General features: G+C 61.9%; 27 protein-coding genes. 12 read left to right on the forward strand and 15 right to left on the reverse strand.

The annotated features are described in order from the left end of the window. Positions 1-26 precede the first annotated feature (26 nt). Entirely contained in the window at positions 27-704 is a 678-nt protein-coding gene (locus tag ACP3TA_RS12275; RefSeq protein ID WP_033642265.1) for a DJ-1/PfpI family protein, read from the reverse strand. A gap of 91 nt (positions 705-795) precedes the next feature. Between ACP3TA_RS12275 and ACP3TA_RS12280 the strand changes: the two genes are divergently transcribed. The 3 genes from ACP3TA_RS12280 to pbpG all read left to right on the forward strand — a co-directional run bounded on the left by ACP3TA_RS12280 (position 796) and on the right by pbpG (position 3970). After that, positions 796-1740, forward strand: coding sequence for a GlxA family transcriptional regulator (locus ACP3TA_RS12280; protein ID WP_033642266.1), 945 nt, complete (start codon positions 796-798; stop codon positions 1738-1740). A 45-nt stretch (positions 1741-1785) separates the two neighbouring features. Next, positions 1786-2889 carry an adenosylhomocysteinase gene (locus ACP3TA_RS12285; RefSeq protein WP_033642267.1) on the forward strand — a complete coding sequence of 368 codons (1104 nt, stop codon included), beginning with the start codon at positions 1786-1788 and terminating at the stop codon, positions 2887-2889. 151 nt (positions 2890-3040) lie between these two features. Beyond that, positions 3041-3970 (forward strand): D-alanyl-D-alanine endopeptidase, encoded by a 930-nt coding sequence (pbpG, locus tag ACP3TA_RS12290; RefSeq protein WP_033652380.1) that lies wholly within the window; start codon positions 3041-3043, stop codon positions 3968-3970. A 34-nt stretch (positions 3971-4004) separates the two neighbouring features. Here pbpG and ACP3TA_RS12295 read toward each other — a convergent pair whose 3' ends face one another. Beyond that, the gene (locus tag ACP3TA_RS12295) at positions 4005-4460 is read right to left on the reverse strand and encodes a GNAT family N-acetyltransferase (RefSeq protein WP_101453398.1); all 456 of its coding nucleotides are present in this window, start codon (positions 4458-4460) and stop codon (positions 4005-4007) included. A gap of 76 nt (positions 4461-4536) precedes the next feature. Here ACP3TA_RS12295 and ACP3TA_RS12300 point away from each other — a divergent pair, with 76 nt between their 5' ends. From ACP3TA_RS12300 to ACP3TA_RS12310, 3 genes are all read left to right on the forward strand, one after another. After that, entirely contained in the window at positions 4537-4941 is a 405-nt protein-coding gene (locus ACP3TA_RS12300; RefSeq protein WP_069100123.1) for a VOC family protein, read from the forward strand. Positions 4942-5024: 83 nt separating this feature from the next. After that, positions 5025-5990 (forward strand): alpha/beta fold hydrolase, encoded by a 966-nt coding sequence (locus ACP3TA_RS12305; protein WP_426784624.1) that lies wholly within the window; start codon positions 5025-5027, stop codon positions 5988-5990. Between the two features lie 120 nt (positions 5991-6110). Continuing rightward, a complete protein-coding gene (locus ACP3TA_RS12310; RefSeq protein ID WP_047025655.1) occupies positions 6111-7031 on the forward strand; it encodes a DUF808 domain-containing protein in 921 nt (306 codons plus the stop codon). A gap of 229 nt (positions 7032-7260) precedes the next feature. Here ACP3TA_RS12310 and ACP3TA_RS12315 read toward each other — a convergent pair whose 3' ends face one another. The 5 genes from ACP3TA_RS12315 to ACP3TA_RS12335 form a co-directional block, all read right to left on the reverse strand. Next, on the reverse strand, positions 7261-7803 hold the full coding sequence (locus tag ACP3TA_RS12315; RefSeq protein ID WP_197822126.1) for a GNAT family N-acetyltransferase: 543 nt from the start codon (positions 7801-7803) through the stop codon (positions 7261-7263). Positions 7804-7957: 154 nt separating this feature from the next. Beyond that, positions 7958-8770, reverse strand: a complete 813-nt coding sequence (locus tag ACP3TA_RS12320; RefSeq protein WP_426784625.1) for a MetQ/NlpA family lipoprotein — start codon at positions 8768-8770, stop codon at positions 7958-7960. Positions 8771-8900: 130 nt separating this feature from the next. After that, complete coding sequence (locus ACP3TA_RS12325; RefSeq protein ID WP_033642273.1) at positions 8901-9752, reverse strand: DUF1460 domain-containing protein; 852 nt, start codon at positions 9750-9752, stop codon at positions 8901-8903. Positions 9753-9856: 104 nt separating this feature from the next. After that, positions 9857-10399 carry a GNAT family N-acetyltransferase gene (locus ACP3TA_RS12330; protein WP_033652386.1) on the reverse strand — a complete coding sequence of 181 codons (543 nt, stop codon included), beginning with the start codon at positions 10397-10399 and terminating at the stop codon, positions 9857-9859. Beyond that, positions 10399-10866: an acyltransferase gene (locus ACP3TA_RS12335; protein ID WP_033642275.1), complete on the reverse strand. Its 468-nt coding sequence runs from the start codon at positions 10864-10866 to the stop codon at positions 10399-10401. The genes ACP3TA_RS12330 and ACP3TA_RS12335 overlap by 1 nt, the downstream gene beginning before the upstream one ends. 204 nt (positions 10867-11070) lie before the next feature. Here ACP3TA_RS12335 and ACP3TA_RS12340 point away from each other — a divergent pair, with 204 nt between their 5' ends. Then, positions 11071-11661, forward strand: a complete 591-nt coding sequence (locus tag ACP3TA_RS12340) for a Yip1 family protein (protein ID WP_019453944.1) — start codon at positions 11071-11073, stop codon at positions 11659-11661. A 62-nt stretch (positions 11662-11723) separates the two neighbouring features. On the opposite strand, the gene ACP3TA_RS12345 is transcribed toward ACP3TA_RS12340, so the two are convergent. Further along, positions 11724-12575, reverse strand: coding sequence for a DMT family transporter (locus tag ACP3TA_RS12345; RefSeq protein WP_163964683.1), 852 nt, complete (start codon positions 12573-12575; stop codon positions 11724-11726). A 549-nt stretch (positions 12576-13124) separates the two neighbouring features. Here ACP3TA_RS12345 and ACP3TA_RS12350 point away from each other — a divergent pair. Genes ACP3TA_RS12350 through ACP3TA_RS12360 form a run of 3 tightly spaced genes read left to right on the forward strand, consistent with a single transcriptional unit; the run spans position 13125 to position 15881 of the window. Further along, complete coding sequence (locus tag ACP3TA_RS12350) at positions 13125-13904, forward strand: ABC transporter ATP-binding protein (protein ID WP_228287460.1); 780 nt, start codon at positions 13125-13127, stop codon at positions 13902-13904. A 16-nt stretch (positions 13905-13920) separates the two neighbouring features. Further along, positions 13921-14877: an ABC transporter substrate-binding protein gene (locus ACP3TA_RS12355; RefSeq protein WP_047572261.1), complete on the forward strand. Its 957-nt coding sequence runs from the start codon at positions 13921-13923 to the stop codon at positions 14875-14877. Next, entirely contained in the window at positions 14874-15881 is a 1008-nt protein-coding gene (locus tag ACP3TA_RS12360; RefSeq protein ID WP_033652390.1) for a FecCD family ABC transporter permease, read from the forward strand. Before ACP3TA_RS12355 ends, ACP3TA_RS12360 begins: the two co-directional genes overlap by 4 nt. Before the next feature lie 13 nt (positions 15882-15894). On the opposite strand, the gene ACP3TA_RS12365 is transcribed toward ACP3TA_RS12360, so the two are convergent. From ACP3TA_RS12365 to ACP3TA_RS12385, 5 genes are all read right to left on the reverse strand, one after another. Next, positions 15895-17418 carry a flavodoxin domain-containing protein gene (locus tag ACP3TA_RS12365; RefSeq protein ID WP_142075163.1) on the reverse strand — a complete coding sequence of 508 codons (1524 nt, stop codon included), beginning with the start codon at positions 17416-17418 and terminating at the stop codon, positions 15895-15897. 5 nt (positions 17419-17423) lie between these two features. Beyond that, positions 17424-17849, reverse strand: coding sequence for a PAS domain-containing protein (locus tag ACP3TA_RS12370; RefSeq protein WP_023447580.1), 426 nt, complete (start codon positions 17847-17849; stop codon positions 17424-17426). A gap of 217 nt (positions 17850-18066) precedes the next feature. After that, entirely contained in the window at positions 18067-19773 is a 1707-nt protein-coding gene (gene dld / locus ACP3TA_RS12375) for a D-lactate dehydrogenase (protein WP_426784626.1), read from the reverse strand. Positions 19774-19899: 126 nt separating this feature from the next. Beyond that, positions 19900-20694 carry a type I methionyl aminopeptidase gene (gene map / locus ACP3TA_RS12380; protein WP_033642282.1) on the reverse strand — a complete coding sequence of 265 codons (795 nt, stop codon included), beginning with the start codon at positions 20692-20694 and terminating at the stop codon, positions 19900-19902. After that, entirely contained in the window at positions 20691-20894 is a 204-nt protein-coding gene (locus ACP3TA_RS12385) for a ParD-like family protein (RefSeq protein ID WP_006324220.1), read from the reverse strand. Before ACP3TA_RS12385 ends, map begins: the two co-directional genes overlap by 4 nt. 168 nt (positions 20895-21062) lie before the next feature. On the opposite strand from ACP3TA_RS12385, the gene ddlA reads away from it, so the two are divergent. Continuing rightward, on the forward strand, positions 21063-22166 hold the full coding sequence (ddlA, locus tag ACP3TA_RS12390) for a D-alanine--D-alanine ligase (RefSeq protein WP_426784627.1): 1104 nt from the start codon (positions 21063-21065) through the stop codon (positions 22164-22166). A 34-nt stretch (positions 22167-22200) separates the two neighbouring features. Here ddlA and ACP3TA_RS12395 read toward each other — a convergent pair whose 3' ends face one another. Continuing rightward, positions 22201-22980 carry an ABC transporter substrate-binding protein gene (locus ACP3TA_RS12395; RefSeq protein ID WP_426784628.1) on the reverse strand — a complete coding sequence of 260 codons (780 nt, stop codon included), beginning with the start codon at positions 22978-22980 and terminating at the stop codon, positions 22201-22203. A 34-nt stretch (positions 22981-23014) separates the two neighbouring features. Next, a complete protein-coding gene (locus ACP3TA_RS12400) occupies positions 23015-24169 on the reverse strand; it encodes a methionine aminotransferase (RefSeq protein ID WP_426784629.1) in 1155 nt (384 codons plus the stop codon). Positions 24170-24287: 118 nt separating this feature from the next. Here ACP3TA_RS12400 and ACP3TA_RS12405 point away from each other — a divergent pair, with 118 nt between their 5' ends. Then, positions 24288-25208 (forward strand): LysR substrate-binding domain-containing protein, encoded by a 921-nt coding sequence (locus ACP3TA_RS12405; RefSeq protein WP_426784630.1) that lies wholly within the window; start codon positions 24288-24290, stop codon positions 25206-25208. Positions 25209-25225: the final 17 nt, after the last annotated feature.

The raw sequence follows: 25225 nt of genomic DNA on the forward strand, positions 1-25225 counted from the left end.
CATAAGGGCAAGTATACGCCCGATTGCTAACCTTGGGCGATCTGGGCCACCAACGCTCTGCGCCGCTGCAGGCTCTCCGCCATCTGCGCCTGTACCCTGGCGTAAATGTGCGGCGGGGCCAGTTCCGGCGTGCCGCCCTCGAACGGCGGCGCCGGGGCGTATTCCAGATAGAGCTGGATCATTTGGGCGGTCTCTTCGCCGTGCAGTTCGGCGATCAGCGCCAGCGCGAAATCGATGCCGGCGGTGACGCCGCCACCGCTGATCACATTGCCGTCGCGCTCCACGCGCGCTGAGCTCGGCACGGCGCCGAACAGCTTCAGGCTGTCGCGCATCGACCAGTGACAGGCGGCGCGTTTGCCTTGCAGCAGACCGGCGGCGGCCAGGATCAGCGAACCGGTGCACACCGAGGTCAGGTAGCGGGCATCGGCGCCCAGCCGACGGATCTGCTGCATAAAGGCCTCATCTTGCAGCGCCTGGGTGCAGCCGCTGCCGCCCGGTACGCACAGCACGTCGCAGCGCGCGATCTCCGGCAGCGGGCGCAGCTGGGTGAAGTGCAAGCCTTCCGACTCGACATCCGCGCCGTCTACCGAGGCGACGACGATTTCCGCGCCCGGCATGCGGCGCAGGAACTGCAAGGGGCCCGTGAAGTCGAGCTGGGTGACGCCTTGATAGATGGGAAATACAATCACGAGTGATTCAGACATGATATTCGCCTCATTTTTATCGTTGGACCTGGGTCATAATAGCCGCCCTGTTTTTGGCTGATATGACAGATAACCCTCAAAAAGCGCCATCATGAAAACGATCGGTTTTGTGGTTTTTCCCGGTTTTAACCTGCTGGACTTTGCCGGGCCGCTGGCGGCGTTCGATAACGTCAGCCAGTTCACCGACCCGCCGGCCTACCGCTGTGTGGCGATCTCGCCGCAGGGCGGCATGGTCGCCAGCTCGGCCGGGGTGGAAATCGCCACGCAGCCGTGCGGCGACGAGCGTTTCGATACGTTGGTGGTGGCCGGCGGCAGCGGCAACGTGATGGCGGCGCAATCACCGGCGCTGGCGGCGTTCCTGGCCAACCAAAGCCGACGAGCGCGGCGCATCGCCAGCGTATGTACCGGCGCGTTTATTCTGGCGGCCTGCGGGCTGCTGGACGGCAAGCGCGCCACCACTCACTGGTATCACGCGGCGCGGCTGCAGCAGAACTACCCGCGCATTCGCGTCGACAGCAACCGCATCTTCATTCGCGACGGGGATATCTGGACCTCGGCCGGCATCAGCGCCGGCATCGATCTGGCGTTGGCGCTGATCGAAGACGATCTGGGCGCCACCCTGGCGGCGGCCGTGGCGCGGCAGCTGGTGGTCTATCACCGCCGCCCCGGCGGGCAGTCGCAGTACTCGCTGCTGCTGGCGCTGAATCCGTCGTCGGATCGCATGCGCACCGCGCTGTCGTACGCGCGCGAGCATTTGCATCTGCCGCTGTCGGTGGCGGATCTGGCCGACGCCGCCTGCCTGAGCGAGCGGCAATTCGGCCGGCTGTTCCGCGCCGAAACCGGGCAGACGCCGGCCAAGGTGATCGAGCAGCTGCGGGTAGAGGCGGCCAGAGGGCGTATTGAAGAGAGCGCCGAACCGCTGGAGGCGATCGCCCGCTCGGTGGGGTTCAGCGATCCGGAGCGTATGAGGCGGGCGTTTATCCGCGTATTTGGCCTGTCTCCGCAGGCGATCCGCCGGCTTGGCCGCGCGGGATAACTTTTTTGCCACGCCTGGCGGCGGGGCGCATCAGAGGAGCAACGGATGTATCAGGATTTTGAGAGCGAATTGAGCTGGGCGATGCGTCATATGCCGCGCACCCGGGCGGCGGTGGCGGCGTTGCCGGACCTGCACGGGGTGCGGTTGGCGTGCAATATGCACCTGGATCTGAAAATGGCGCCGCTGGTGGCCGGCCTGCTGGACAAGGGCGCGGCGATCTTTCTGACCACCTGCAATCCCACCACGGTACAGAACGACGTGGTGGCCTGGCTGGAACGGCGGGGCGCGCAGGCTTACGCCTGGCGCGATATGAACGCCGGCGAATGGTCGGAATCTTTCGATCGCGCGCTGGCCTGGCGGCCGACTCACCTGTGCGAAATGGGAGCGGATCTGACCACCCGTCTGCACCAATCGCCGAACGGCCCGCAGATCGTCGCCGGGCTGGAGGCCACCGGTTCAGGCATCAGCCGGTTGAACGGCGTGGCGCCGCGCTACCCGATCTTCAATTGGGACGATCTGCCGGTGAAAGAAGGGTTGCATAACCGGCACATGGTTGGGCTGACCGCCTGGCATACCTTCTTCCAGACCACCCATTTGACGCTGCACGAGAAGCGCGTGCTGGTGATCGGTTACGGCCTGGTCGGGCAGGGCACGGCGGCCGCGGCCAGAGCCTACGGCGGCCAGGTGATGGTGGCGGAAATCGATCCGGCGCGCGCGCTGCAGGCGCGTTATGACGGCTGGCAGGTGGTGGATCTGGCGAGCGCGGTCGCGCAGGCGGACGTTATCGCCACCGCGACCGGCGCGAAAAACGTGCTCTCGGCGCAGCATCTGCAACAGGCGCAGGACGGCGTATTTATCCTCAACGTCGGCCACGTGGCCGAAGAGATCGATGTCGGCTTCCTCAAGAGCCTGCCGCACCACGAGCCGATGCCTTATGTGAATGCTTACCAACTGAATGAAAAGACGGTCTATTTGCTGGCCAACGGCTCGATGTTCAACCTGACCGCCGGCTACGGCGACAGCCTTAACGCCTTCGACGTCACGCTGGCGGTGATGGCGGCCGGCATCGGCCATATCGTCGGCGCGGGAGCGCGGCAAACGCCGGGGCTGTACCTGTTGCCGCAGTCGGCGTGGCAGCCGGCACTGTAACTTTTTCCCCGCGGGCGTTCATCCCAGAGCGCCCGCGGGCTGTACCGATTTTCGGCCGACAGAATTTGTCACAAATCCGCCATACAATCCCAGTGCCAAGCGCTGAACCCTCACATATAATTCGCTGAGTTCAAGCCCCCATTTCAGAGTAATGCCTGTGAAAATACGTGTTTTGGTTCTGACTCTGCTCGCTTTACAGACGGGCGCGGGCTTTGCGCCGCGCGCGCTGGCCAGCGATAACGCCGCCGCCCTGCACGCCGCCCAGCCGGAGCTGGCTTCCGGCAGCGCGATGGTCGTCGATATGCAAACCCATAAGGTGATGTACGCGCGCAACCCGGATGAGGTGGTGCCGATCGCCTCGATCACCAAGCTGATGACCGCCATGGTCACGCTGGACGCGCACCTGCCGCTCGACGAGATGCTGTCGGTGGACATCCACCAGACGCCGGAGATGAAAGGGGTGTATTCGCGGGTGCGGCTGAACAGCGAAATCAGCCGCAAGGATATGCTGCTGCTGGCGCTGATGTCGTCGGAAAACCGCGCGGCCGCCAGCCTGGCGCACCACTATCCGGGCGGCTACAACGCCTTCATCAAAGCGATGAACGCCAAGGCCAGGGCGCTCGGCATGACCAATACCCATTATGTGGAACCGACCGGGCTCTCTATTCATAACGTGTCGACGGCGCGCGATTTGACCAAACTGCTGATCGCCACCAAGCAATATCCGTTGATCGGCCAGCTCAGCACCACCACCGAACGCATGGCCAGCTTCAAGGATCCCAACTACACGCTGCCGTTCCGCAACACCAACCACCTGGTGTACAACCCGAAATGGAACATTCAACTGACCAAGACCGGCTTCACCAACCAGGCGGGGCACTGCCTGGCGATGCGCACCGTGATCGGCAACCGCTCGGTGTCGCTGGTGGTGCTGGACGCCTTCGGCAAATACACCCACTTCGCCGACGCCAACCGGCTGCGCAGCTGGATTGAAACCGGCAAGGTGACGCCGATCCCGGCCGCCGCCCGTGACTATCGCCGCCAAAAAGACGCCCGTCTGGCGAAGAACGACAGCGAATAACCCGCCTGGCGGTCCGCCCGTTTGCGGCGGGCCGCTATCGGCCCTCGGGCCGTCTGATGACAAATCCCCGCTCGCGATCGCCGTCGAAGCCCGCTTTCAGGTAGAGCTGGTGCGCGCCGGTGCGTTGCTGCCCCGACATCAGCATCACCTTGTAACAGCCTTTGCGCCAGGCCAGCTGCAGCGCGTACTCAATCATGGCGAGCGCCACGCCGTGGCCGCGGTAGGGCTCCGCCGTCACCACGTGTTCGATGACGCCGAACGGTTGTGCCTGATGCGCCAGCCCCGGGATCAGCGCCAGCATGCAGGTGGCGATCGGGTGATCTTCTTTCGCCGCCACCACCAGACGGATCGCCGGATCGTCCAACAGGCGTTGCAGGGTACGGCGCGCATCGTCGGCGCGCAGCGGCGCGTCCTGCGGGCGCAGCTCGCGATATAAGGCTAACAGGCCGTTGAGATCGTCCGGCTGCGCCAGGCGATGAATGATGCTCATGGTTGCTCCTTTCCGCCGCTTCAACGGTAATCCGCTATCCTCCATTAATACCACAACGTTTGCCGGAGGGGATGTTATGAGTCAGGTTTCGACCTTTGTCATGTTCCAGGGAGAGGCGCAGCGGGCGATCGATCTCTACAGCCAGGTGTTCGAGCGTTTTCGGCTCATGCAGGTGCAGCATTACGATCCGACGCCGGACGGCCGGCGGTTGATCAAGCATGCGTCCATCGATTTTGATCGGCAGAACCTGGTGTTTACCGATAGCCCGATCAGCCATGACTTCAGCTTTACCCCGGCGGTGTCGCTGTTCATCAACCTGCCTAACGAAGAAACGTTGGAGCGGGCGTTCCACCGGCTGGCGGAGGGCGGCAAGGTGCTGATGCCGCTCGATGACTACGGCTTCAGCGCCCGTTTCGGCTGGCTCAACGATCGTTTCGGCCTTTCCTGGCAGCTCAATGTGCCGGCGGGCGATCTGCCCTGAGCTCAGCGCGCGGCGTGCAAAAGGGATGGTAGCGCCTACTGTTGTTTCATATGCTTATCGCCATGGCGGCAGGGCTCTCTGCCGTGGGCAATACCGACAACATCATGGAAAGGTGCGCTTTGATTGATTTTGACCGCTATGTTGAGCAAGCGAAGTCTTACGGCGAGTGGCCGGGCGGGCATGTGGACATGTCGTCCGGTTGCGTCGAGGGGTTGAGCTATCGTCTGTATCGGCACGCAGCCGAGAGTGAAGACGCGATCGTGGTTTATCACGGCGGCGGGGTTAACAGCGCCGCCGGGTATGACATTCTTGCGCGCCAGCTGGCCGCCGAGCCAACGCTCGCGGTGTGTCTGGTGGATATCCGCGGACATGGCGATTCCACGGGAGAGCGGGGAACGGTTGAGCGGCCTGAGCGTATTTGGCGCGATGTCGATGTCATCCTGGCGGAAATGCGCCGCCGGTTTCCGTTGGCGCGCAGGCACCTGCTGGGCCATTCGAGCGGCGCCGGCATGTTGCTCAACTACCTGACCCGTTACCCTGGCGAACAGCAGGCGGACAGCCTGATCATGCTGGCGCCCGAGCTGGGGCCATTTTCCGGGATGGCCCGCGATCTGGCGGCGACGGCCCGTTTTGCGCAGGTGCGACAATGGCCGTTTGTCGCCAATGCGCTCAGCGGCGGGCGCTGGTTTGGGCACGTTCGGGCGGTCAGCCTGAATTTTCCCCCGGCTGTGCTGGCCGCCGCCCCCGATTTTGTCTGCCAATACAGCGTCAATATGGCTAACGCGTTGACGCCTCGCGCCCCGGCCAGGCAACTGGCGGCGCTGCGATTACCGACCTTGCTGCTGGCGGCAGCGCAGGATGAGTTGTTCAATGCGCAAGCGATGCAGCGCTTCGTCGAACAGCATGGCAACGCCCAAACCGCCTTTGGTTTGCTTGAAGGCAGCACGCATTTATCGTGCGTATTTGATGCCCATCGCCTTGTCCTTCAACATATCTCGCGTGCGGCCGCTACCGGATCCGATGAGGGGCCGGCGGGGGAGGGGGCTTAACGTCGGCGCGGGGCGGCCATTGCTGGCCTGGCGTTTTCCTCTCTCATCCTATATCCCTGCATGGCGCTTAACCGCTATGCTAAACAAATAATAAATGTGAATGTAAAAGGATGAATCATTTTGGCAGGAAGTAGCTTACTCACTCTCATCGACGACATCGCCTCATTGCTGGACGATGTCTCTTTAATGAGCAAGATGGCGGCGAAAAAAACCGCCGGGGTGCTGGGGGACGATCTGGCGCTCAACGCGCAGCAGGTCACCGGCGTTAAAGCCGACCGCGAGCTGCCGGTGGTGTGGAGCGTCGCCAAAGGCTCGCTGATCAACAAGGCGATCCTGGTGCCGTTGGCGCTGCTGATCAGCGCCTTCGCGCCCTGGGCGATTACGCCGCTGCTGATGGTGGGCGGCGCCTACCTGTGTTACGAAGGGTTCGAAAAGGTGTTCCATAGCCTGAGCCCCGGCAAGGCGGCGCAGGAGGAGACAGCGGACGGGCCCGGCGCCAATGAGGACGCCGCGGCCTATGAAAAACGCAAGGTCAAGGGGGCGATACGCACCGATTTTGTGCTGTCCGCCGAGATTATCGCCATCACCTTGGGCACGGTCGCCGGCGCCACCTTCAGCCAGCAGGTGATCGTCTTGTGCGGCATCGCCGTCGTGATGACGCTCGGTGTGTACGGCATTGTCGCCGGCATCGTCCGCCTGGACGATCTGGGGCTGTATCTGAGCCGCAAACGCAGCGCGGTGGCGCGCTCCCTCGGCGGCGGCATCGTGCGCGCCGCGCCTTATTTGATGAAAACGCTGTCGATCGTCGGCACTGTCGCCATGTTTATGGTCGGTGGCGGTATTCTGACCCACGGTTTGCCGCCGGTGCATCATCTGTTCGAAGACTGGGCCTCGTACACCACTGTGGTGCCGACGTTTGGCCATCTTTTGCAGGGGGTGATCCCGGCGCTGTTGAACGTGGCGTTCGGGCTGGTGGCCGGCGGTGTCGTGCTGGCGGTGGTGTCGGCGCTGGGCGCCGTGCGCGCGCGTTTCAAGGCTTGATGAAAATTCTCGCCCCGGGAGGGGCGGGACGTATCAGACGAATTAAAAGATCAGTTTGAGAACGCCGGTAATCGTCAACAAACCCACGATGAAGATGATGGCGACAATCCACAGAATAATTTTCATTGGCTTCTTCCTTACCGGTTAAAGGTGGGGCGCGATTGGCGCTAACTTAATGAAATCATTCTTCACTATAGACGCTATCTCTCTATCGTGCGTCGTCATGCCTTCACGGGCGGCGCTTGTCGCCCGCGCCCAGCGCGCGCTGCATAATCTGCGTGTCGCGCCATTCCCCCAGCTTGAACCCCACCGCTTTTAACGTCCCTGCACTGGTGAAGCCGAGTGACTGATGCAAGGCCAATGAGCCGCGGTTGGCGGCGGAATCGCCGACGATCGCCAGCATCTGGCGCCAGGGGCCTTGTTCGCAGCGGACGATCAAGGCGCTCAGAAGCGCGCTGCCGATGCCTTTACCCTGTTGCCCTTCGGCGATGTACACCGAGTCTTCCACGGTAAAGCGGTAAGCTGGCCGGGGGCGATAAGGCGTGGCATAACAGTAACCCACAATGACGCCTGCGCTTTTCGCCACCAGCCAGGGCAGGCCGGCCTCCCGCACCTTGCTCAGGCGCAGCTGCATTTCCGCCAGCGTCGGCGGCTGCTCTTCAAATGAGGCCGCGCCGTACAGCACGTGCTGGGTGTAAATACGCAGCACGGCGGCCATATCGTCCGGTGTGGCGTCAAGAAGGCTGAGTGCGGGGGCGGAGAGCGTTGTCACGTGTCTGTTTACCTTGAAAATCAGCGGATAAACGCCATTATGCGCGCTGCTCGCCGCCGGGATAAATCGGGTTTTCTTATGGTGAGATAAGAAAAGGCGATGATGAGCGGGAAGGGGCTCTTTGGGGAGAGCCCCTGAGGCGGTTTGCCTGGCATTACCAGCCTTTCACCGCGCCGCCGTTGAAGATTTTTTCGGCGGCTTTGGCCACGTCATCCGACTCATAGGCCTTGATGAATTTCTGCACGTTCGGCGCGTCCTTGTTGTCTTCGCGCGTGACGATGATGTTGGTGTACGGCGAGTCTTTATCTTCGATGAAGATGCCGTCTTTGGTCGGCGACAGGCCGGTTTGGTTGATGTAGGTGGTGCTGATGACGGCGACGGTGACCTTCGGATCGTCCAGCACATGCGGCAACTGCGCGCCTTCCAGCTCCATGATCTGGTAATGATGCGGGTTGGCGCTGATGTCCAGCGCGGTAGGCAGCAACCCTTTGCCAGGCTTCAGGCTAATCAGCCCGGTTTTTTCCAGCAGCAGCAGGGCGCGTCCCAGGTTGGTCGGATCGAGCGGAATGGCGATCACCGCCCCGTCCGGCAACTCTTTCAGCGATTTTATCTTTTTGGAGTAGCCGGCCATCGGGAAGACGAAGGTATTGCCGACCGCCACCAGTTTATAGCCGTGATCTTTGTTTTGCTGTTCGAGGAACGGGCGGTGCTGGAACACATTGGCGTCCAGTTCGCCTTTGTCGGTGGCGTCGTTCGGCAGCAGCGAGCCGCTGAAACCGACCAGTTCGACGTCCAGCCCGTATTTCTCTTTCGCCACCTGCCTGGCGACTTCTGCCACGTCTTGTTCCGCGCCGTTGATGACGCCGACTTTGATATGGTTTTGGTCGGTTTTTTGATCGCAGCCCTGAAGCGCCAAGACGGCGGCGAAGGCCGCCGCCAGAGGGGTGATACGCCAGCGTAAGGTCATCGAACTCTCCCTGAAAAGAACAATAAAATCAGTTGGTTTTTGTTCTTACAGCTAAGCCTGAACCGCCGATGAAGTCAAACGCTCGTTCAGCATAAACGGCTATAGCTTATAGCCGTTATGCGATGGGGGATTATCGGCTGAGCGAACGCAGCACCACGATGCCCGGCGTGGCCATCACGTAATCCATAAAGGGTGAATCGACGACCTGCATGTTGGCCTTGCGCGATGAGGCGTTGCGCAGCACCGGGCCGTTGTCGGTCATGACGAAGATGCCGGTATGGGTCACGTCCAGCCCGGCGAGGTTGGTGTAAATGCCGATGTAGTCGCCGGTGCGCAGCTGGGCCAGCACCTTGTCGTCGACGCGGTCGCTGGGAATGTAGGTCACGCTGCGCTGCACGACGGGCAAGCCGGGCAGGTAGCTGCCGCCGTCGGCTTTCTGATTGAGGTTTTTCACGAGGCTGACGGCGTGCGGGCTGAGCTGGGCGGTGATGTCTTCGGCCACTTTTTTCGGCCGCTGCGCCCAGTCGGTGAAGAAGTGTTTGCGCTGCGGGAAGGCGATTTTGCCGTCGACATAGCGGATGTCCACCAGGCGCTGAACGAACTCGGCTTCGCTGCGGGCGGTGCTGAGCGCTTCGACATAATCGATGTAGGTGAAGCAATCCAGCCCGCGGAAGTCGATCACCAACTGCTCGGGCGTGCTCTGCGAACCGATCAGGCGGTTGGCGAGATAGGGCGTGCCGAGGAATTCGCGCGAAATCAAATCGACGGTGCGGCCATGCGGCTGCGCGGCGGGCCAACCGGCGCGCAGTGCGAGGATCTCACGCAGCTTGCTGCGGGTGCTGTCATCCATCTGCGGTTGCAGGTTCGGCGGCGAAACGGCGGCGTCGGTCGGCGGCGTTGCGGGGGTGACGGCGGTGGGGCGATCGGCGCATCCGCTCATGGCGATAGCTAACATCAGTAAAACAGCCTTGTTCTTGTTCATACGGCCCTCCATGGGTGTCGCTGGTTTATCAGAGTAAGTGATAACAGTTCTCATCCGATGGTAGGGGTTAAAAAGTAAACATAACCTCAATGGCAATCGATAAATCAGTAACCGATTTCGCTATTGAACGGCAAATACCAGAACAGCGCGATTTCGTGATCGGCGATCTCCGGTTCGGCGCGGTACAGCAAGCGATCGATGCCGCCGAGGATAAACCCATAGTGCTGGTAGCAGCGGCAGGCCGCCAGGTTGTTGTTCTGCGTTTCGAGCATCATACCTGAGGTTTCCTGCTGCCGCGCCCACTGTTTGGCGCAGTCCAGCAGCGCCCCGGCGATGCCTTGGCGGCGCGCGTCAGCGCTGACGGCGATCTCGTCGATCAGGGTGTAGCCGTTCCAGTTTTTGCTCAGCGTGATGTGGCCAACGGCGTCGTTCTGGCGATAAGCCAGGAAGGTCACGCTGTCTTCGTTGGCGAACGGCGCCAGGGGATAGCGTTTGCGAAACGGCGCCACCGGGCGGGTTGGCCAGCTGTCCACCGGGCTGTCGAACTGCGGCAGGGCGTAACAGGCGATGGTGAAGCTGAAATCGCCGCGGGCCAGATAATCGTCGGGCAACGTCTCAATGGCCGCGATGCGGATGGCCGGGTTCATTACGGCAGCTCCCGCAGCAGACGCGCCGGGTTGCCGGCGTAGATCCCCTTGCGGGTGATGTCGCGGGTCACGACCGCCCCGGCGCCGATCACCGCGTCGCTACAGATCGTCACCGCCAGGATCGTGGCGCCGGAACCGATGGACACCCGATCGCCGATGCAGGTGCGCCCCCAGCTGGCCGGATCGGCGTTGGGCGCACCGTCTTTGAACAGATCGTTGGCGAAGGTGACGCCGTGGCCGACAAAGCACGCTTCGCCGAGGGTAACGTATTCGCAGATAAAGCTGTGCGACTGAATTTTACTGCGCGCGCCGATGCTGACGTGGCGCTGGATCTCGACGAACGGGCCGACGAAGACATCGTCGCCGAGCCGGCAGCCGTAAAGATTGCAGGGTTCTACCACGGTGACGTTGCGCCCGGCGTCGACGTCGACGATCCCCGCCTGGCGGGTGATGATAGCGGATGACATAACCTTCCTCACAGCCTGGGTTTAATGGGGGGAGTATAAGACAAAGCGCCGCGCCTTTCGCTTTCCGCACGTTTTTTCGCCAAAAGACTATAATTAGTACAGGGGAGAGAGCCCCGTGGCCGCAATCCTCGCACGGGTAGCTGTCCGTCAGAGGTGTGAAATTCGTTCGCCGATCGCGGCCTACGGCGAGATAGGAGGTGTCTCATGGTCAGTCATGTTTGGGGACTTCTGGCGCATCCCAGCGCCGAGTTCGAACAGATCAAAAGCGAGAATGAAAGCGTCTCGCACCTATACACCCATCACGTGTTGCTCTTGGCAGCAATCCCGGTGGTCTGCGCCTTTATCGGCACCACCCAGTTGGGCTGGCTCTCCGGCGAGGGACATGCCATCAGGCTCGACATGTTTACCGCGTTTTATACCGCCGTGGCGTTCTACCTGCTGATGCTGGCAGGCGTAGCGGCCATGGGGAAAGTCATTCACTGGATGGCGCGGCGTTATGAATCGCGCCCAAGCCTGCACCGCTGCATGGTGTTCGCCGGCTACGTGGCGACCCCGATGTTCCTCAGCGGGGTAGTGGCGCTTTATCCGGTCGTCTGGCTGTGTCTGTTTGTCGGCATTATCGGCCTGTGCTATTCGGGCTATCTGCTGAATCTGGGGATCCCGCACTTCCTGAATATCGACAGTAAGGAAGGGTTCATCTTCTCCAGCTCGACCTTCGCCATCGGCATTCTGTTGCTCGAGCTGCTGCTTGGGGTGACGGTGCTGCTGTGGGGGTACGGTTCCTGGTTGTTCTGAGTTAACGGTTGTTGTTATCGCCCCCGCGCCGGTGGAACGGCGCGGGGGCTTTTGTTTTTAGGCTATGCGCGGCGGAAAACCAGCATCACGCCGAGCACGATGCCCGCCATGCCCAGCAGGCTCAGCGCGGCCAGCGCGTGGCCGAGCAGCAGATAATCCAGCAGAGCGGTGACCGCCGGGATCAGGTAGAACAGGCTGGTCACCTGCACCAGGTTGCCGCGCTGGATCAGCCGATACAGCAAGAACGTCGCCAGCACCGAGATCACCACCGCCATCCACAGCAGCGGCAGCACGAACTCAGGCTTCCATTCGACCCGCAGCGGCTCAAACGGCAGCGCCAACGCACACATCAACAGCCCGACGGCATACTGCAGCGGCAACACCGCCAGCGGCGGCTGCGTCATGCCCTTTTGCAGCAGGGTGCCGGCGGTCATGCAGCCCAAGGCGATAAAGGCGAACATCATGCCGCTCAGCGAGAAATGGGCCACCATCAGGCTTTGGTACACCACCAGCGTCAGCCCCGCCAACGCCAGCGCCAACCCGAGCGCGCGCAGCCCGGCGCAGCGCCGTTCGGTAATGAACTGGGTCAGGATCGGCTGTACGCCAAGCAGCGTGGCCAGCACGCCGGGGGTAATGCCCCGTTCGAGGGCCAGCAGATAGCAGATCTGATAGCTGCCGATCATCAGCACGCCGATCAACGCGACGCGCCGACGGGTGCCGGCGGCGGGCAGGCACTGGCGCTGCCACAGGCCGATGGCCAACAGCACCGCCAGCGCGATGGCGCAGCGGAAGAACAGAAAAGCGAAGGCGGAGGCGTGCTCCAACCCCCAACGGGAGAAGATCGCGCCGCTGCTCCAAAGCAGGACGAACAGCGTAGCCAGGCCGGCATTGGCCCAGAGAGAAGGTAATCGCATATCAATTTCACCTGTCGTGAAAATTACAGGCTCCGGCGCGCGCGGCGGTCTACGCCTGAACGCAACAAATCAACATAAGCCGGAGGTAAAAAGTCGGTGTGGCTTAGCGCACGACCACAAGGCGTGGCGGGTAAGCGGCAACCGCGGAAACGACAGAGAAAACGGCGGGTGGAGCGGAGGAAGCACACAGCAAAACGACGGCCGGAACGGTCGCGTTTGTCGGATCTGTGCTGTGCGCCAGGTAGGTCATGTGAGTTCCAGAAAACCGTGAATGAAACCAATCGCTTCAAACATAGCCAAGTTCAGCGTGGCGTGCAACCGAAAATCACAGAATCATAAATGATAATGAAAATCATTATCATTAAATTAAAGGTGTGCTATGTTGCTGCAAAAACGCAGTTTTAGCGCCAGCGCGAGGCGCAAGGGGGTAGGCTCCCCGCCGCCGTTTCCCGTCATGCGTGCGGCGAGAGACTTTACGATTCGTTTTTGCAGAGGGCGCGCAATCGTGATAAAAATATTGATATGTTATAATATAACAATTAACACATAATGAATTCAGCTCACGACATCCTCCATGTTGATGGGGTTAGCCTGACCGGCCACGGCGGGGCCTCGATACTCTACAACATCCATTTCACGCTGCGCGCCGGTGAGAAGCTGGCGGTGATCGGCCCTAACGGCAGCGGCAAATCCAGCCTGTTGCGCACGCTGATCGGCGAAACGCGGCCGGACAGCGGCGAGATTTACTGGCGAGGGCGCGCTTTGTCCGGCTTGTCGGCGGCGGAACGCGCCAGAAGCATCGCCTTTCTGGCGCAAAACGATCTGCCGGATTTGCGGCTGTCGCTGGAGGACTATGTGGCGTTAGGGCGTTTGCCGCATGGCGAACGGCCCGCGGCGGGAAAACGCATCGTTGACGAGATCATCGGGGAAACCGGCCTGGCGCCGCTCAGGCACCATCCGTTGGGGCGGCTCTCGGGCGGCCAGCGTCAGCGCGCTGCGTTGGCCCGGGCGTTGGCGCAGACTCCCGACCTGTTGTTGTTGGATGAGCCGACCAATCACCTCGATCCTCCCGGGCGTTCGGCGCTGCTGTCGTTAGTAAAACATAAAGCCATCGCCGTGATTGCGGTGCTGCATGACCTGCCCGTGGCGGAGGCGTTCGCCGATCGGATCCTGGTGCTCAACGAAAGCCGCCAGGTGGCCTGCGGCTCGCCCGCGGCGGTGTTGCAAACCCCGGTAATTCTGCCGGTGTTCGGCATGCACAGTTTCAGCGTGGCGCATCCCGTCAGCGGGAAAACGCTGCGTATTTTTGAAGTTCCCCATTGCGCTTGATAAACCAGAGAGAAACATGAACATACGCGTATTCCCCTTGCTCCTGCTGTTGGCCGGCGGAGCGGCAGCGGCTGAAAAATTTCCCGTCACCGTAGAAAGCTGCGGGAAGCCGATCACCTTCAATCAGGCGCCGCAGCGCGCCGTCATCAACGACATCAATATGGCCGAGATGGCCTTTGCGCTTCATCTGCAGGATCGGATCGTCGGGCTGACCGGCATCACCGGCTGGTACAAATTGACGCCTGATTTCAAGGCGGCGATGGGCGCCATTCCCGAACTGGCGCCGAAGTATCCCGCTCTGGAAACGTTGCTGGCGGCGCAGCCGGACTTTTTCTTCGCCGGCTGGAATTACGGCATGAAGATCGGCGGCGACGTCACGCCGGAGACGCTCGCGCCGTTCGGCATCAAAACGCTGGTGCTGAGCGAGAGCTGCGTACAGGCCGGCGGTCGGCCGCAGAAGGCCGATATGAACCTGCTGTATGACGATGAGCTGAAGCTCGGCAAGATTTTCGGCAAGCAGCGAGAGGCCGCCGAGCTGGTTGAGGGCTGGCGCCGCCGGTTAGCCGCGCTGCCCGCCAGACCGGCGGGGCAGGCGCCGCTCAAGGTGTTCGTGTATGACTCGGGAGAAGAGAAGCCTTTTACCAGCGGTAAATACGCCATGCCGACGGCGATTGTCGAAGCGGCGGGCGGCCGCAACGTGATGGACGGTTTGGCGGCGAGCTGGACGACGGCATCTTGGGAGGCGGTGGCGGCGGCGGAACCCGACTTCATCATTCTGCTGGATTACCAGACCGGGTCAGGCGCCGAGGCGCTGCGGCGTTTCCTCGAGTCTCATCCGTTGATGAAGTTGACACCTGCGGTACGGCACCATCGTTATCTGAAACTGCAGTATGCGGAGCTGACGCCGGGGCCGGCCAACATCGGCGCGGTGGAAAAGTTGGCGCGGGCGCTGTACGCGCCGGAGGCTGAATGAACTCGCCGACACGGCGGTTTATGGTGCTCGCGCCGCTGGCGCTGTTGACGTTGTGCGGATTAATGGTCTGGAGCCTGCAATTGGGCAGCGTCGCGCTGTCATGGCGGCAGGCGTTGGCGGCGTTAGGGATAGGTTCGGCGCCGCTTTCCGGCATGCTGGACACTATCGTCGTGCAACTGCGCGTGCCTCGGGCCTTGTTGGCGGCGTTGACCGGCGCCGGGCTGGCGATGACCGGCGCGCTGCTGCAGACCACCACCCGCAATGAGCTGGCCGATCCTTTTTTGTTTGGGCTCTCCTCCGGCGCCGCCGCCGGCGCGGTGCTGGTCATCACGCGCTTCGGCGATGCGCTGGGGGCGCTGACGTTGCCGCTGTCCGCTTTCGTCGGCGGCATTCTGTCCGCGTTGGCGGTGATGATCCTGTTTCGCGTCAGCCGGGTCAGGCGCGCCGAGCAGCTTATCGTCTGCGGCCTGGCGGTCTCATTTTTGTTCAGCGCGCTCACCAGCTATCTGGTCTTTTCCGGCGATCAGCGGGCGGCCGGTTCAGTGTTGTTCTGGTCGCTGGGCGGCTTGGGGTTGGCGCGTTGGGATAATCTGTTCATTCCGCTGGTGAGTTTCGCGCTGCTGGCCGGATTTACGGCGCTGCGTTGGCGGGCGCTGGACGCGCTGCTGGCGGGCGAGCAAACCGCCCATTCGATGGGAGTCAACGTGGCGCGCCTGCGCACCGAGACCTTTCTGTGCTGCGCATTGTCTACGGCGTTTCTCGTTTCGCTGACGGGCGTGATCGGTTTTGTCGGGCTGATGGTGCCTTATCTGGCCCGGCGCCTGGTAGGTGTGCGCCACCGCTTGTCCGTGCCGATGTGCGGCCTGCTGGGGGCGATGCTGCTGACCGGCGGCGACATGCTCAGCCGCAGCCTGATCCCCAATCAGGAGCTGCCCATCGGCATCATTACGGCGGGGCTGGGGGGCGCGTTCATCGTCTCCTTGCTGTTGCGCGCGGAGCGGTGAACGCCGCCCTGTCTCAATAGAGTTCCAGGTGCAGGCGCTGCTGCTCAATCAGCGTCTGCCACAGGTTTTCCGCCCCGCAGGCTTGCTCCAGCGCCGTCGCCACGGCATGTTCCAGATACTGGCGATTGCCGCACAGGTAGACATGCGCGCCCCGTTGCAGCAGGCCGCTGACGGCATCGGCGTGATCGTCGATGGCGTGTTGCACGTAATACTTGTCGGCGGCGTCGCGCGAGAATGCCGTGATGAGCCGTGTGAGTACGCCCGTCGCGTTCAGCGTGACCAACTCCTCGCCATACAGGAAGTCTTCATCGCGCCTTTTCTCACCGAAGATCAGGACGGTTTCACGCCGTTCGCCCTGGGCGGCCATTTCGCGCAGTAAGCCAATCAACGGTGCGATGCCGGTACCGGTACCGATAAGCAGCACCGGCAAGGCGGTGTCGCGCGGCAGGTAAAAGCCGGGGTTGGCGCGGCAGAAGAGGCGGAAAGGGCCGGGGTGCTTGAGCAGCCAGCCGGTCGCCGTGCCGCGCCGCGTGCGGCCGCCGCGTTCATAACGCACGTCGCGCACGCACAGATCGAGGCTCTCTTCCCGCGTTGCCGAAGCGATGGAGTAGGCGCGCGGCAGGCAAATGGGCAGCAGCGCCAACAGGTTCTCCAGCGTGATCGCGTGCGGCGGGCAAAAATCGTGCAGCACGTCCAGCAGATCGGCGCCGTATAGATAACTCTCCAGGGATTTGCGCTGACGGATCTTGAGCAGGCTTTTGAGCTCTTCGCTGTCGGCCAACTGCGCCAGTTCGCGCAGCGTCGTTTTGCTGATCTGGCGCAGCTCCCGGCGCCGCAGTGCGTCGATGGCCTCCGGCCTGCCGAGCCACTCTGCCAGCCGGATCAATAATCCTTCGTCGTTCTCCGGCAACAGATAGACGGTATCCCCTGCCCGGTAAACGATGCCGCTGCCGGCGATATTCAGCCGCAGATGCCAGGCTTGCGGCGTGCGTGCGCTAAGCGGCCGCCGTTCGAGGAGGGCGGCGTTGAACGCATGGTCTTCACCGTAGGCGGTCACGCGCAGATGCAAATCGCGGCCCGCCTGGGCATCGCCGGCCAGCACCTTATCCAGCGTCGTTAGCCAGGTGGTGAAGAACCGTTCGACGTTAACGTCGGCGTCAACGCGATTGATGATGGCACGGGAGCCGTATTGCGTCAGGCGCGCATCCAGCGCCTGGGTAAACCCGCAGAAATGCGGGTAAGCGGTGTCGCCGAGACCGAAGATGGCGTAGCGCAACCGGTGGCGATCCGGCCATTGCGCCAGCGCGTCGGGGAAACGTTCGGCGTTGGCGGGCGGTTCGCCGTCGCCAAATGAGCTCGAGACGATCAGCAGGGCATCACGCTCGCCCACATCGGCGGGCTGGATGGCGTTGAGTTCTTTCACGACGGGGCGGTAGGGTTGCAGGCTGCTTTGTTCACCCAGGCGCATCGCCAGCGCCCGGGCGTTGCCCGACTCCGAACCGTAACCAATCAGGATGCGTTCGATAAAGTCGGCCATGGCGGTTATTTGTCGTAGTGGTTGTCGAACTGTTCTTTGGCGAATTCCACCGATTCGAAGTCGGTCATCAGATCGTTGATCACGCGGCGGATGCTGATATAGGCCTCGATATTGCCCTGGGCGTCATACAGCGGCTGCACCGTGGTGTCGACCACGTACAAGACGCCGCCCTTGCCGACGTTCGGGATGATGCCGGTCCAGATGCCGCCCGCCTTGATGGTGTCCCACATTGCTTTGTAAACGGCTTTCGGTACGGAAGGGTGACGCACGATGCTGTGGGGCTGGCCCACCAGCTCTTCCCGGGAAAAGCCGGTCAGTTGGCAGAACAGGTCGTTGACGTAGGTGATAGTGCCCTGCAGATCGGTGGTGGAGATCACCATCACTTTATCGAGCGCGGCCAACAGCTGGGCGGAATCGAGGGTCTGACTCATGGTAGGTTCCTTCTCATTAAGTTCGCGGTGAATGCCACGGCGGATGTCATGTATCCGTCACGACAGCTTTGTAATTAATTCTCATTTGCGATGAATGGTAATCGGGAATTTTATAAGTTGCAATAAGAATGCATCTTTATGGGCGCAAAGATCTCGACGAGGCGGGCAGGGGCGGTGAGGCCCGCGCCGGGTGGGCGGCGGGCCAATCGTGCGGCGTTTAGCGGGGGGCTTCGGCCCAGCCTTTGCGTTTGCTGGTTTTGCCGATGCCGGGGTTGAAGCTGTTGGTCGGATCGGCGGTGCGGTAGAACGCTTGCAGATCCGGTTTGGCGTGGTACAGGTGGCCGACGTTATGCTCCGCCGGGTACTCGGCGCCGCGCCGGTTGAGGATCTCGAGCATCTTTTCTTTCAGTGCATGGCTGTCCACGCCTTTTTTCACCACGTAGTCCTGGTGGAAGACGTGGCACATAAAGTGGCCGTAATACAGCTTATGCACCAACTGACTGTCGATTTCCGGCGGCAGCGTTTCGAACCAGTCGGTGTCGTTGCGGCGCAGGGCGATGTCCAGCGCCAGAATATCCTCCACCTTGTCGGCGTGCACCGCGTGGTAGCGCACGGCGGCGCCGGCGGCGGCGAAGCGGTGCAGGAAAGCCTTTTTGCCCTCGTCAGGCGTGCAGGCGAAGAAGGCACCTTCGGCCTGGGCGAAATAGTCGGTCAGGTAGCGCTGGGCCTCTTCCACGCCGGGGCCGGCCATCTTCAGCAGCAGATGGTGTTCGAAACGTTCGCGGTATTCCTTCATGCGTTTCGGCAGGTGGCTCGGCGCCAGATGGCTCAGGCCCTGCATCAGCCGATCGGTCAGGTTGTGCGGCAGCAGCGGCAGCTTGTTGAGGCTGGCGTCCATTCGGCCCTTCAGGGTGAAGAAGCGCGGCATCTGATCGGTGCCGAGCTTGTCGATCATCATGAAGGTGTCTTTGCCGTACACCTCGGCGATGTCGAAGATATCGCGGTGCATGTATTCACCGGCCACCGGCAGGTTTTCGAATTTGCTCAGCATGTGGCGGCGCAGTTCGGTCAGCACCGCGGTGTCGTTGGTGCCGATATAGAACACCTGCTCTTTGCTCTCTTTCTCGAAGGTGTCGAGCCGCACCGCGAACACCGCCAGTTTGCCGGCGCAGCCGGAGGCTTCGTACAGGCGGCGTTTGTCGGCGTTGAAGCGGGAAGGGGTGTTGGCGTCGACGTCGCGCACCTGGCTGGCGTACTCGTTATCCGAGGCGCGCAGCTCGCCGTATTCGACGTCGCTCGGGCGATAGTCGCCTTTTTCCAGCCGGGTGAGGATCTCTTCCGGCGTGTCGCCAAGCCGGATGCCCAGATGGTTGACCAGGCGCAGCTGGCCGTCTTCCCCGAGCTGGGCGTACAGCGCCATTTCGGTATAGGCCGGGCCGCGTTTCACCAGCGAGCCGCCGGAGTTGTTGCACACGCCGCCGATCACCGAGGCGCCGATGCAGGAAGAGCCGATCACCGAATGCGGTTCGCGGCCGTAGGGTTTGAGCAATTTCTCGAGGTGGTGCAGGGTGCTGCCGGGGAAGCCGACCACCTGCTTGCCGTTATCCAGCACCTGAATATGGTCGAGGCGCAGGGTGCTGACGATGACGATGTCGCGATCATAGTCGTTGCCGCTGGGGGTTGAGCCCTCGGTCAGGCCGGTGTTGGCGGCCTGCATGATGACGATTTTATCGGCGGCCACGCAGGCCTGCAGAATGCGCCACAGCTGCAGCAGGCTAGTGGGAAACACCACCGCCAGCGCCTGGCCTTCGCCGGAGCGGAACCCTTTGCGATACCGTTCGGTGTTGCGATCGCCGGTCAACAACTGCGGGCCGCCGACGATGTCCTTAAGCTGGTTGAGAAACGCCTGATTGCCTGACTGCATGCTGCCTGTCTCCCTGTCATCCCCGTCGCTTTAACCGCGGCGCCGGAGTGCCGCGCAGTTAGCTAAGAGGCTATCAATTAAATAACTTATCAAGCAATTAGCTTATTAAGCTAATTGCTTGCGGATTTAGTAGCGTTCGGCGTAACCGGCCCGACGCTCTTCGTCGCGCAGCGTCAGGATTTCCACGCCGTCGGCGGTGACCGCTACGGTGTGTTCCCACTGCGCCGACAGTTTTTTGTCGCGCGTCACCACCGTCCAGCCGTCTTTCTTCTGCTTGATGCGGCGGTCACCCTGATTGATCATCGGCTCGATGGTGAACACCATGCCTTCCTGCAGCGCCATGCCGCTGCCGGGTTGGCCGTAGTGCAGCACCGCCGGCTCTTCGTGCATGTCGCGGCCGATGCCGTGGCCGCAATACTCCCGCACGATGCTGTAGCCGGCCTGCTCGGCGTGGCGCTGGATGGCGTGGCCGATATCCCCCAGGGTCGCGCCCGGTTTCACCGCGCGAATGCCCTGCCACATCGATTCATAGACGTTGTTCACCAGCCGTTTAGCCAGCGGCGTCACCTGGCCGATGCAGTACATCTTGCTGGAGTCGGCGATGTAGCCGCCGTTTTCCAGCGTGATGTCCACGTTGACAATCATGCCGGAACGCAGGATTTTGCTGGCCGACGGCACCCCGTGGCACACCACGTCGTCTACGGAGGTGTTGAGCACATAGGGGAAATCATACTGCCCCTTGCTGGCCGGGCGCGACTTCAGTTCTTCGACGATAAACGCCTCGGCGCGGTCGTTAATCTCCATGGTGGAGATGCCTTCGACGATGACCTCATCGAGCATAGCAAACACTTTAGCCAGCAGAGCGCCGGAATGGCGCATTTTGGCAATCTCTTCCGGCGTTTTAATCACAATCTGTTTCACCCGACAATCTCCTTCAGCGTCAGCGCATTATCTTTCATCATTTTTTTTACCAGTTGCGGGTAGGTCAGTTCCGGATGGAACTCCGCCAGCATGCCGATCTTGATCCAGTACTCGGCCTGCGCGTTGATCGAACGCGTCATGGTCAGGCTGGCGAGGCGCAGATCGTCATGCAGCGCGTCCGAAATTTTTACGATGCCCATCGGCGTCTCCATAAATGAACGATATACGAAGTGTATACGTTTTGGATGGTCGCGATGTGGCATTCTGTGGCGTAAGAAGATTCTGGTAACAACGATTGCCGCCGCCAGGCAATGCGTTTATTGTGATGAACGACTTTTTTGCCATGATTTTTCAGAAGGATTTAAGGCGTGACTAAACTACGTGTTGGGGTGATTTTTGGCGGTAAATCGGCGGAGCATGAGGTGTCGCTGCAGTCGGCCAAAAACATTGTGGATGCAATCGACAAAGAGAAGTTTGACGTCACGCTGCTGGGGATCGACAAACAGGGGCAGTGGCATATCAACGACGCCTCCAACTACCTGCTCAACGCCGAGAACCCGGCGCTGATCGCGCTGAACCGCTCGAACAAGAACGTGGCGCTGATCCCGGGCCAGGAAAAACAGCAGCTGATTGAAGCAGGCAACGCCGGCGCGCTGGGCCAGCTCGACGTCATCTTCCCGATCGTGCACGGTACGTTGGGGGAAGACGGCTCGCTGCAGGGGCTGCTGCGCATGGCCAATATGCCGTTCGTCGGCGCCGGCGTGCTCGGTTCGGCGGTCAGCATGGATAAAGACGTGACCAAGCGCCTGCTGCGCGACGCCGGGCTGGCGGTGGCGCCGTTCGTCACCCTGACCCGCGCCAACCGCGCCGGGTTTACGTTTGAGCAACTGAGCGAGCGCCTCGGCCTGCCGTTGTTCATTAAACCGGCCAACCAGGGCTCCTCGGTCGGGGTCAGCAAGGTGGAAAACCGCGCCGAGTTTGACGCGGCGGTATCGCTGGCCTTCAGCTTCGATCACAAAGTGCTGGTGGAGTCGGCGATCGTCGGCCGCGAGATCGAGTGCGCGGTACTGGGCAATGACGATCCGCAGGCCAGCGTGTGCGGCGAGATCGTGCTGAGCGACGCCTTCTATTCTTACGACACCAAATACATCAATGAGCAGGGCGCTCAGGTGGTGGTGCCGGCGGCAATCGCGCCGGAAGTGAGCGACCACATCCGCGAGGTGGCGCTGAAGGCGTTCCGCACGCTGGAGTGCTTCGGGCTGGCGCGGGTGGATGTGTTCCTGACGCCGGACAACCAGGTGGTGATCAACGAAATCAACACGCTGCCGGGCTTCACCAACATCAGCATGTATCCCAAGCTGTGGGCCGCCAGCGGCGTCAGCTATCAGGCGCTGATCACGCGCCTGATCGAATTGGCGCTGGAACGCCACCAGCAGGATCGCGCGCTGAACAGCTCGGTGTTCGATCGCTAAACGCGGGAGGGGGCGGCGGTGCCGCCCCCGTCTATCATTTCACCGTCACGTCGATGTCGCCGAAATACTTCTTCGACAGCGCCGCCACCGTGCCTTGCTGTTTCACTTTGGCGATGGCGGCATCCAGTTTTTTCTTCAGCGCCTCATCCCCTTTACGCAGGCCGAAGGCGATACCTTCACCGAGGATTTTGTCGTCGCGCACCGCCTCGCCGACGAAGGCGAAGCCTTTGCCGTCCGGCTGCGACAGGAAGCCGCTTTGCCCCGACGGTGCCATCACCAGCGTGGCGTCGAGCCGACCGGCAGCCAGATCGAGATAAACCTGATTCTGATCCTGATAAGACACCACGTCCACGCCCGCCGGCGCCCAATGGGTTTTGGCGTAAATCTCCTGAATCGACCCTTGCAGCACGCCCACGTGTTTGCCCGCCAGCGATTTGGCGTCCGGCAGCAGGCCGCTGTCGGCCTTGGCGATCAGGCGGTTCGGCACCTGATAGATGGCGTCGGTAAAGGCGATCGCCTGGCGCCGCTGTTCGGTCACGTTCATCGCCGAGTTGATGGCGTCGAACTTGCGCGCCTGCAGCGCCGGGATCAGGCTGTCGAACGAGGTTTCCACCCAGCTGCATTGCAACTGTGCGGCGGCGCATACCGCGTCGCCCAGTTCGATGTCGAACCCTTCCAGTTTGCCGCTGGCGGATTTGGATTCGAACGGCGGATACAGTGCTTCCAGGCCGAAACGCAGGCTGTTTTCCGCCGCCGACGAAGCGCCGGCGGCCAGCAGGCATCCGGCGGCGAACAGCGTTTTCAAAGCTTTCATAGGCAGTGCCCCTTTCCCATGGTCGGACAAAAAATTACGCCTGGCTCAGGCGGCGCGCGCCTTCCAGCAGGGTCTCGTTATCTTTGGAAAAACTCAGCCGGATTAGGCCGGTATCGGTGCCGTCGCTGTAGAACGCCGACAGCGGGATCGTCGCTACCTTCGCTTCGCGGATCAAGCGCACGGCAAAATCATTGTCGCTTTCGTGACTGAAGCCGCTAAAACGGGCCAGCATGAAGAAGCTGCCGCGGCTGGGCAGCAGCTCAAAGCGCGAATCCTGCAGGGCGCTGGCCAGCAGATCGCGCTTTTGTTGGTAAAACGCCGCCAGCCCCAGGTAGCTTTGGGGATTGGCGAGCGCGGCGGCGAAGGCGTGCTGCATCGGCGTATCGGCGGAGAACACCATGAACTGGTGCACCTTGCGGATCTCGTCCATCAACGCCGCCGGCGCCAGGCAATAGCCAACGCGCCAGCCGGTGACGTGGTAGGTTTTGCCGAACGACGACACGATCACGCTGCGTTCCGCCAGCTGCGGATAGCGCGCCATGCTGTGGTGAATATCGCCGTCGAACACCACATGCTCGTAGACCTCGTCGGACAAGATCACGATATCGGTGTCGCGGGTCAGGGCGGTCAGGCGGTCGATATCCTGCGCGTCGAACACCGCGCCGGTCGGGTTGTGCGGTGTGTTGACGATGATCATGCGCGTTTTGCCGTTGATGGCGGCGGCCACTTCGTCCCAGTCGACGCGAAAGTCCTGCAGCGACAGTTTGATCGCCACCGGCGTGGCGCCCTGCAGGCGCACGATCGGTGCATAGCTGTCGAACGCCGGTTCGAAATAGATCACCTCGTCGCCGGGATGCACCAGCGCGCTGATCGCCGAGTACAGCCCTTCGCTGGCGCTGGCGCTCACCGTGATTTCTTCGTCGGCGTCATAGCGCGCGCCATACAATCGTTCAGCTTTTTCTGCCAGAGCAGCACGTAACGCCGCCACGCCGCTCATCGGCGCGTATTGGTTATGACCTGCGCGCATGGCTTGCGCCGTTGCCTCGATCAGCTGTGGATCACCGGCGAAGTTGGGGGCGCCCTGCGACAGATTGAGGGCCTGGTGTTCGGCGCTGAGTTGGCCAATAACGGTGAAAATGGTGGTGCCGACGTCCGGCAGCTTCGAGCGGGATGAGCAGGCGCTCTGCATGATGGGCTCCAGGCAAACAGGGAAGTGTTGAGCGATTAAGCATCAGTCGGCGTAGGCGGACAAGGGAAAGTTTGTCATACTTGCCATGCACTACGATCATACCTAATCGAGGCCCGCTATGCCGATATCCCTGCCGTCGCTCGACGTGTTGAAAACCTTTGTGGTGGTGGCGCAACGCCTCAACTTTACCCATGCCGCCCGGCAGCTGCACCTGACGCAGGGGGCGGTCAGCCGGCAAATTCTCGGGCTGGAACAGCGTCTGGGCTATCCGCTGTTCAGCCGTCAGGCGCGCGGTTTGGCGCTGACGCCGCAGGGCGCGCAGCTGCTGGCGCCGGTGCAGCAGGCGCTGGGGCAGTTGGATGAAGCCCTGACGCGGGCCACCGCACCGCCGGGGGCGCTGCGCATCAAATGCCCGACCTGCGCCATGCGCTGGGTACTGCCGCGCATCATTCGCCTGCAAAATGAACGGCCGGATATGCATATCGAGCTGACCGCTTCGGTGTCGCACGGCCTGGATTTCAGCACCGAGCAGTTTGACGCCGCGGTGGTATTCGGTCGGCCGCCGGGTAAAAAGCTGACCGCGCACTTGTTGTTCGATGAAATCCTCACGCCGGTCTGCACGCCGACGTTTCTGCCGCCGACGCCTCGGCTGGCGGATTTGACGGACAAAACCCTGCTGCACCCGACGCGCGATCGGCGCGACTGGCTGCGCTGGCTGAAAGCGGCGGGCGCCGATGCATTGCCGTCCGGCAAGGCCCAGCATTTCGATACCCTCGATCTGGCGATGAGCGCCGCGCTGCAGGGGTTCGGCATCGCCATCGGCGATTTGTGCCTGCTGGAGGAGGATATTCAGGCGCAGCGCATCGTGACGCCGTTCCCGCTCTGCGTCAGCAGCGGCGCGGCCTATTATTTGGTCTATCCTGAACGCACGGTAGCGCCGCCGACGTTAACCGCGCTGGTCGATTTTCTGGCGGCGGAGGCTGCCGACAGCCGCACCCGGCTGCAGAATTACCTGCCGATAACCTGTAACGCTTTGTAAACATTACCGATGCGAAT

It is taken from the genome of Serratia sp. 2C06, assembly GCF_050037615.1.
In the GTDB taxonomy this organism is placed as follows: domain Bacteria; phylum Pseudomonadota; class Gammaproteobacteria; order Enterobacterales; family Enterobacteriaceae; genus Serratia; species Serratia ureilytica.

Coding starts and splice junctions, on each gene's coding strand:
- ACP3TA_RS12300 (WP_069100123.1), top strand. CDS start 4,537: ATGAGTCAGGTTTCGACCTTTGTCATGTTCCAGGGAGAGGCGCAGCGG.
- ACP3TA_RS12325 (WP_033642273.1), bottom strand. CDS start 9,752: ATGAACAAGAACAAGGCTGTTTTACTGATGTTAGCTATCGCCATGAGC.
- dld (WP_426784626.1), bottom strand. CDS start 19,773: ATGCAGTCAGGCAATCAGGCGTTTCTCAACCAGCTTAAGGACATCGTC.
- ACP3TA_RS12385 (WP_006324220.1), bottom strand. CDS start 20,894: ATGGGCATCGTAAAAATTTCGGACGCGCTGCATGACGATCTGCGCCTC.
- ACP3TA_RS12275 (WP_033642265.1), bottom strand. CDS start 704: ATGTCTGAATCACTCGTGATTGTATTTCCCATCTATCAAGGCGTCACC.
- ACP3TA_RS12330 (WP_033652386.1), bottom strand. CDS start 10,399: ATGAACCCGGCCATCCGCATCGCGGCCATTGAGACGTTGCCCGACGAT.
- ACP3TA_RS12295 (WP_101453398.1), bottom strand. CDS start 4,460: ATGAGCATCATTCATCGCCTGGCGCAGCCGGACGATCTCAACGGCCTG.
- ACP3TA_RS12405 (WP_426784630.1), top strand. CDS start 24,288: ATGCCGATATCCCTGCCGTCGCTCGACGTGTTGAAAACCTTTGTGGTG.
- ACP3TA_RS12320 (WP_426784625.1), bottom strand. CDS start 8,770: ATGACCTTACGCTGGCGTATCACCCCTCTGGCGGCGGCCTTCGCCGCC.
- ACP3TA_RS12280 (WP_033642266.1), top strand. CDS start 796: ATGAAAACGATCGGTTTTGTGGTTTTTCCCGGTTTTAACCTGCTGGAC.
- ACP3TA_RS12360 (WP_033652390.1), top strand. CDS start 14,874: ATGAACTCGCCGACACGGCGGTTTATGGTGCTCGCGCCGCTGGCGCTG.
- ACP3TA_RS12365 (WP_142075163.1), bottom strand. CDS start 17,418: ATGGCCGACTTTATCGAACGCATCCTGATTGGTTACGGTTCGGAGTCG.
- ACP3TA_RS12345 (WP_163964683.1), bottom strand. CDS start 12,575: ATGCGATTACCTTCTCTCTGGGCCAATGCCGGCCTGGCTACGCTGTTC.
- ACP3TA_RS12395 (WP_426784628.1), bottom strand. CDS start 22,980: ATGAAAGCTTTGAAAACGCTGTTCGCCGCCGGATGCCTGCTGGCCGCC.
- ACP3TA_RS12285 (WP_033642267.1), top strand. CDS start 1,786: ATGTATCAGGATTTTGAGAGCGAATTGAGCTGGGCGATGCGTCATATG.
- ACP3TA_RS12400 (WP_426784629.1), bottom strand. CDS start 24,169: ATGCAGAGCGCCTGCTCATCCCGCTCGAAGCTGCCGGACGTCGGCACC.
- ACP3TA_RS12350 (WP_228287460.1), top strand. CDS start 13,125: ATGAATTCAGCTCACGACATCCTCCATGTTGATGGGGTTAGCCTGACC.
- ACP3TA_RS12370 (WP_023447580.1), bottom strand. CDS start 17,849: ATGAGTCAGACCCTCGATTCCGCCCAGCTGTTGGCCGCGCTCGATAAA.
- ACP3TA_RS12355 (WP_047572261.1), top strand. CDS start 13,921: ATGAACATACGCGTATTCCCCTTGCTCCTGCTGTTGGCCGGCGGAGCG.
- pbpG (WP_033652380.1), top strand. CDS start 3,041: ATGCCTGTGAAAATACGTGTTTTGGTTCTGACTCTGCTCGCTTTACAG.
- ACP3TA_RS12335 (WP_033642275.1), bottom strand. CDS start 10,866: ATGTCATCCGCTATCATCACCCGCCAGGCGGGGATCGTCGACGTCGAC.
- ACP3TA_RS12340 (WP_019453944.1), top strand. CDS start 11,071: ATGGTCAGTCATGTTTGGGGACTTCTGGCGCATCCCAGCGCCGAGTTC.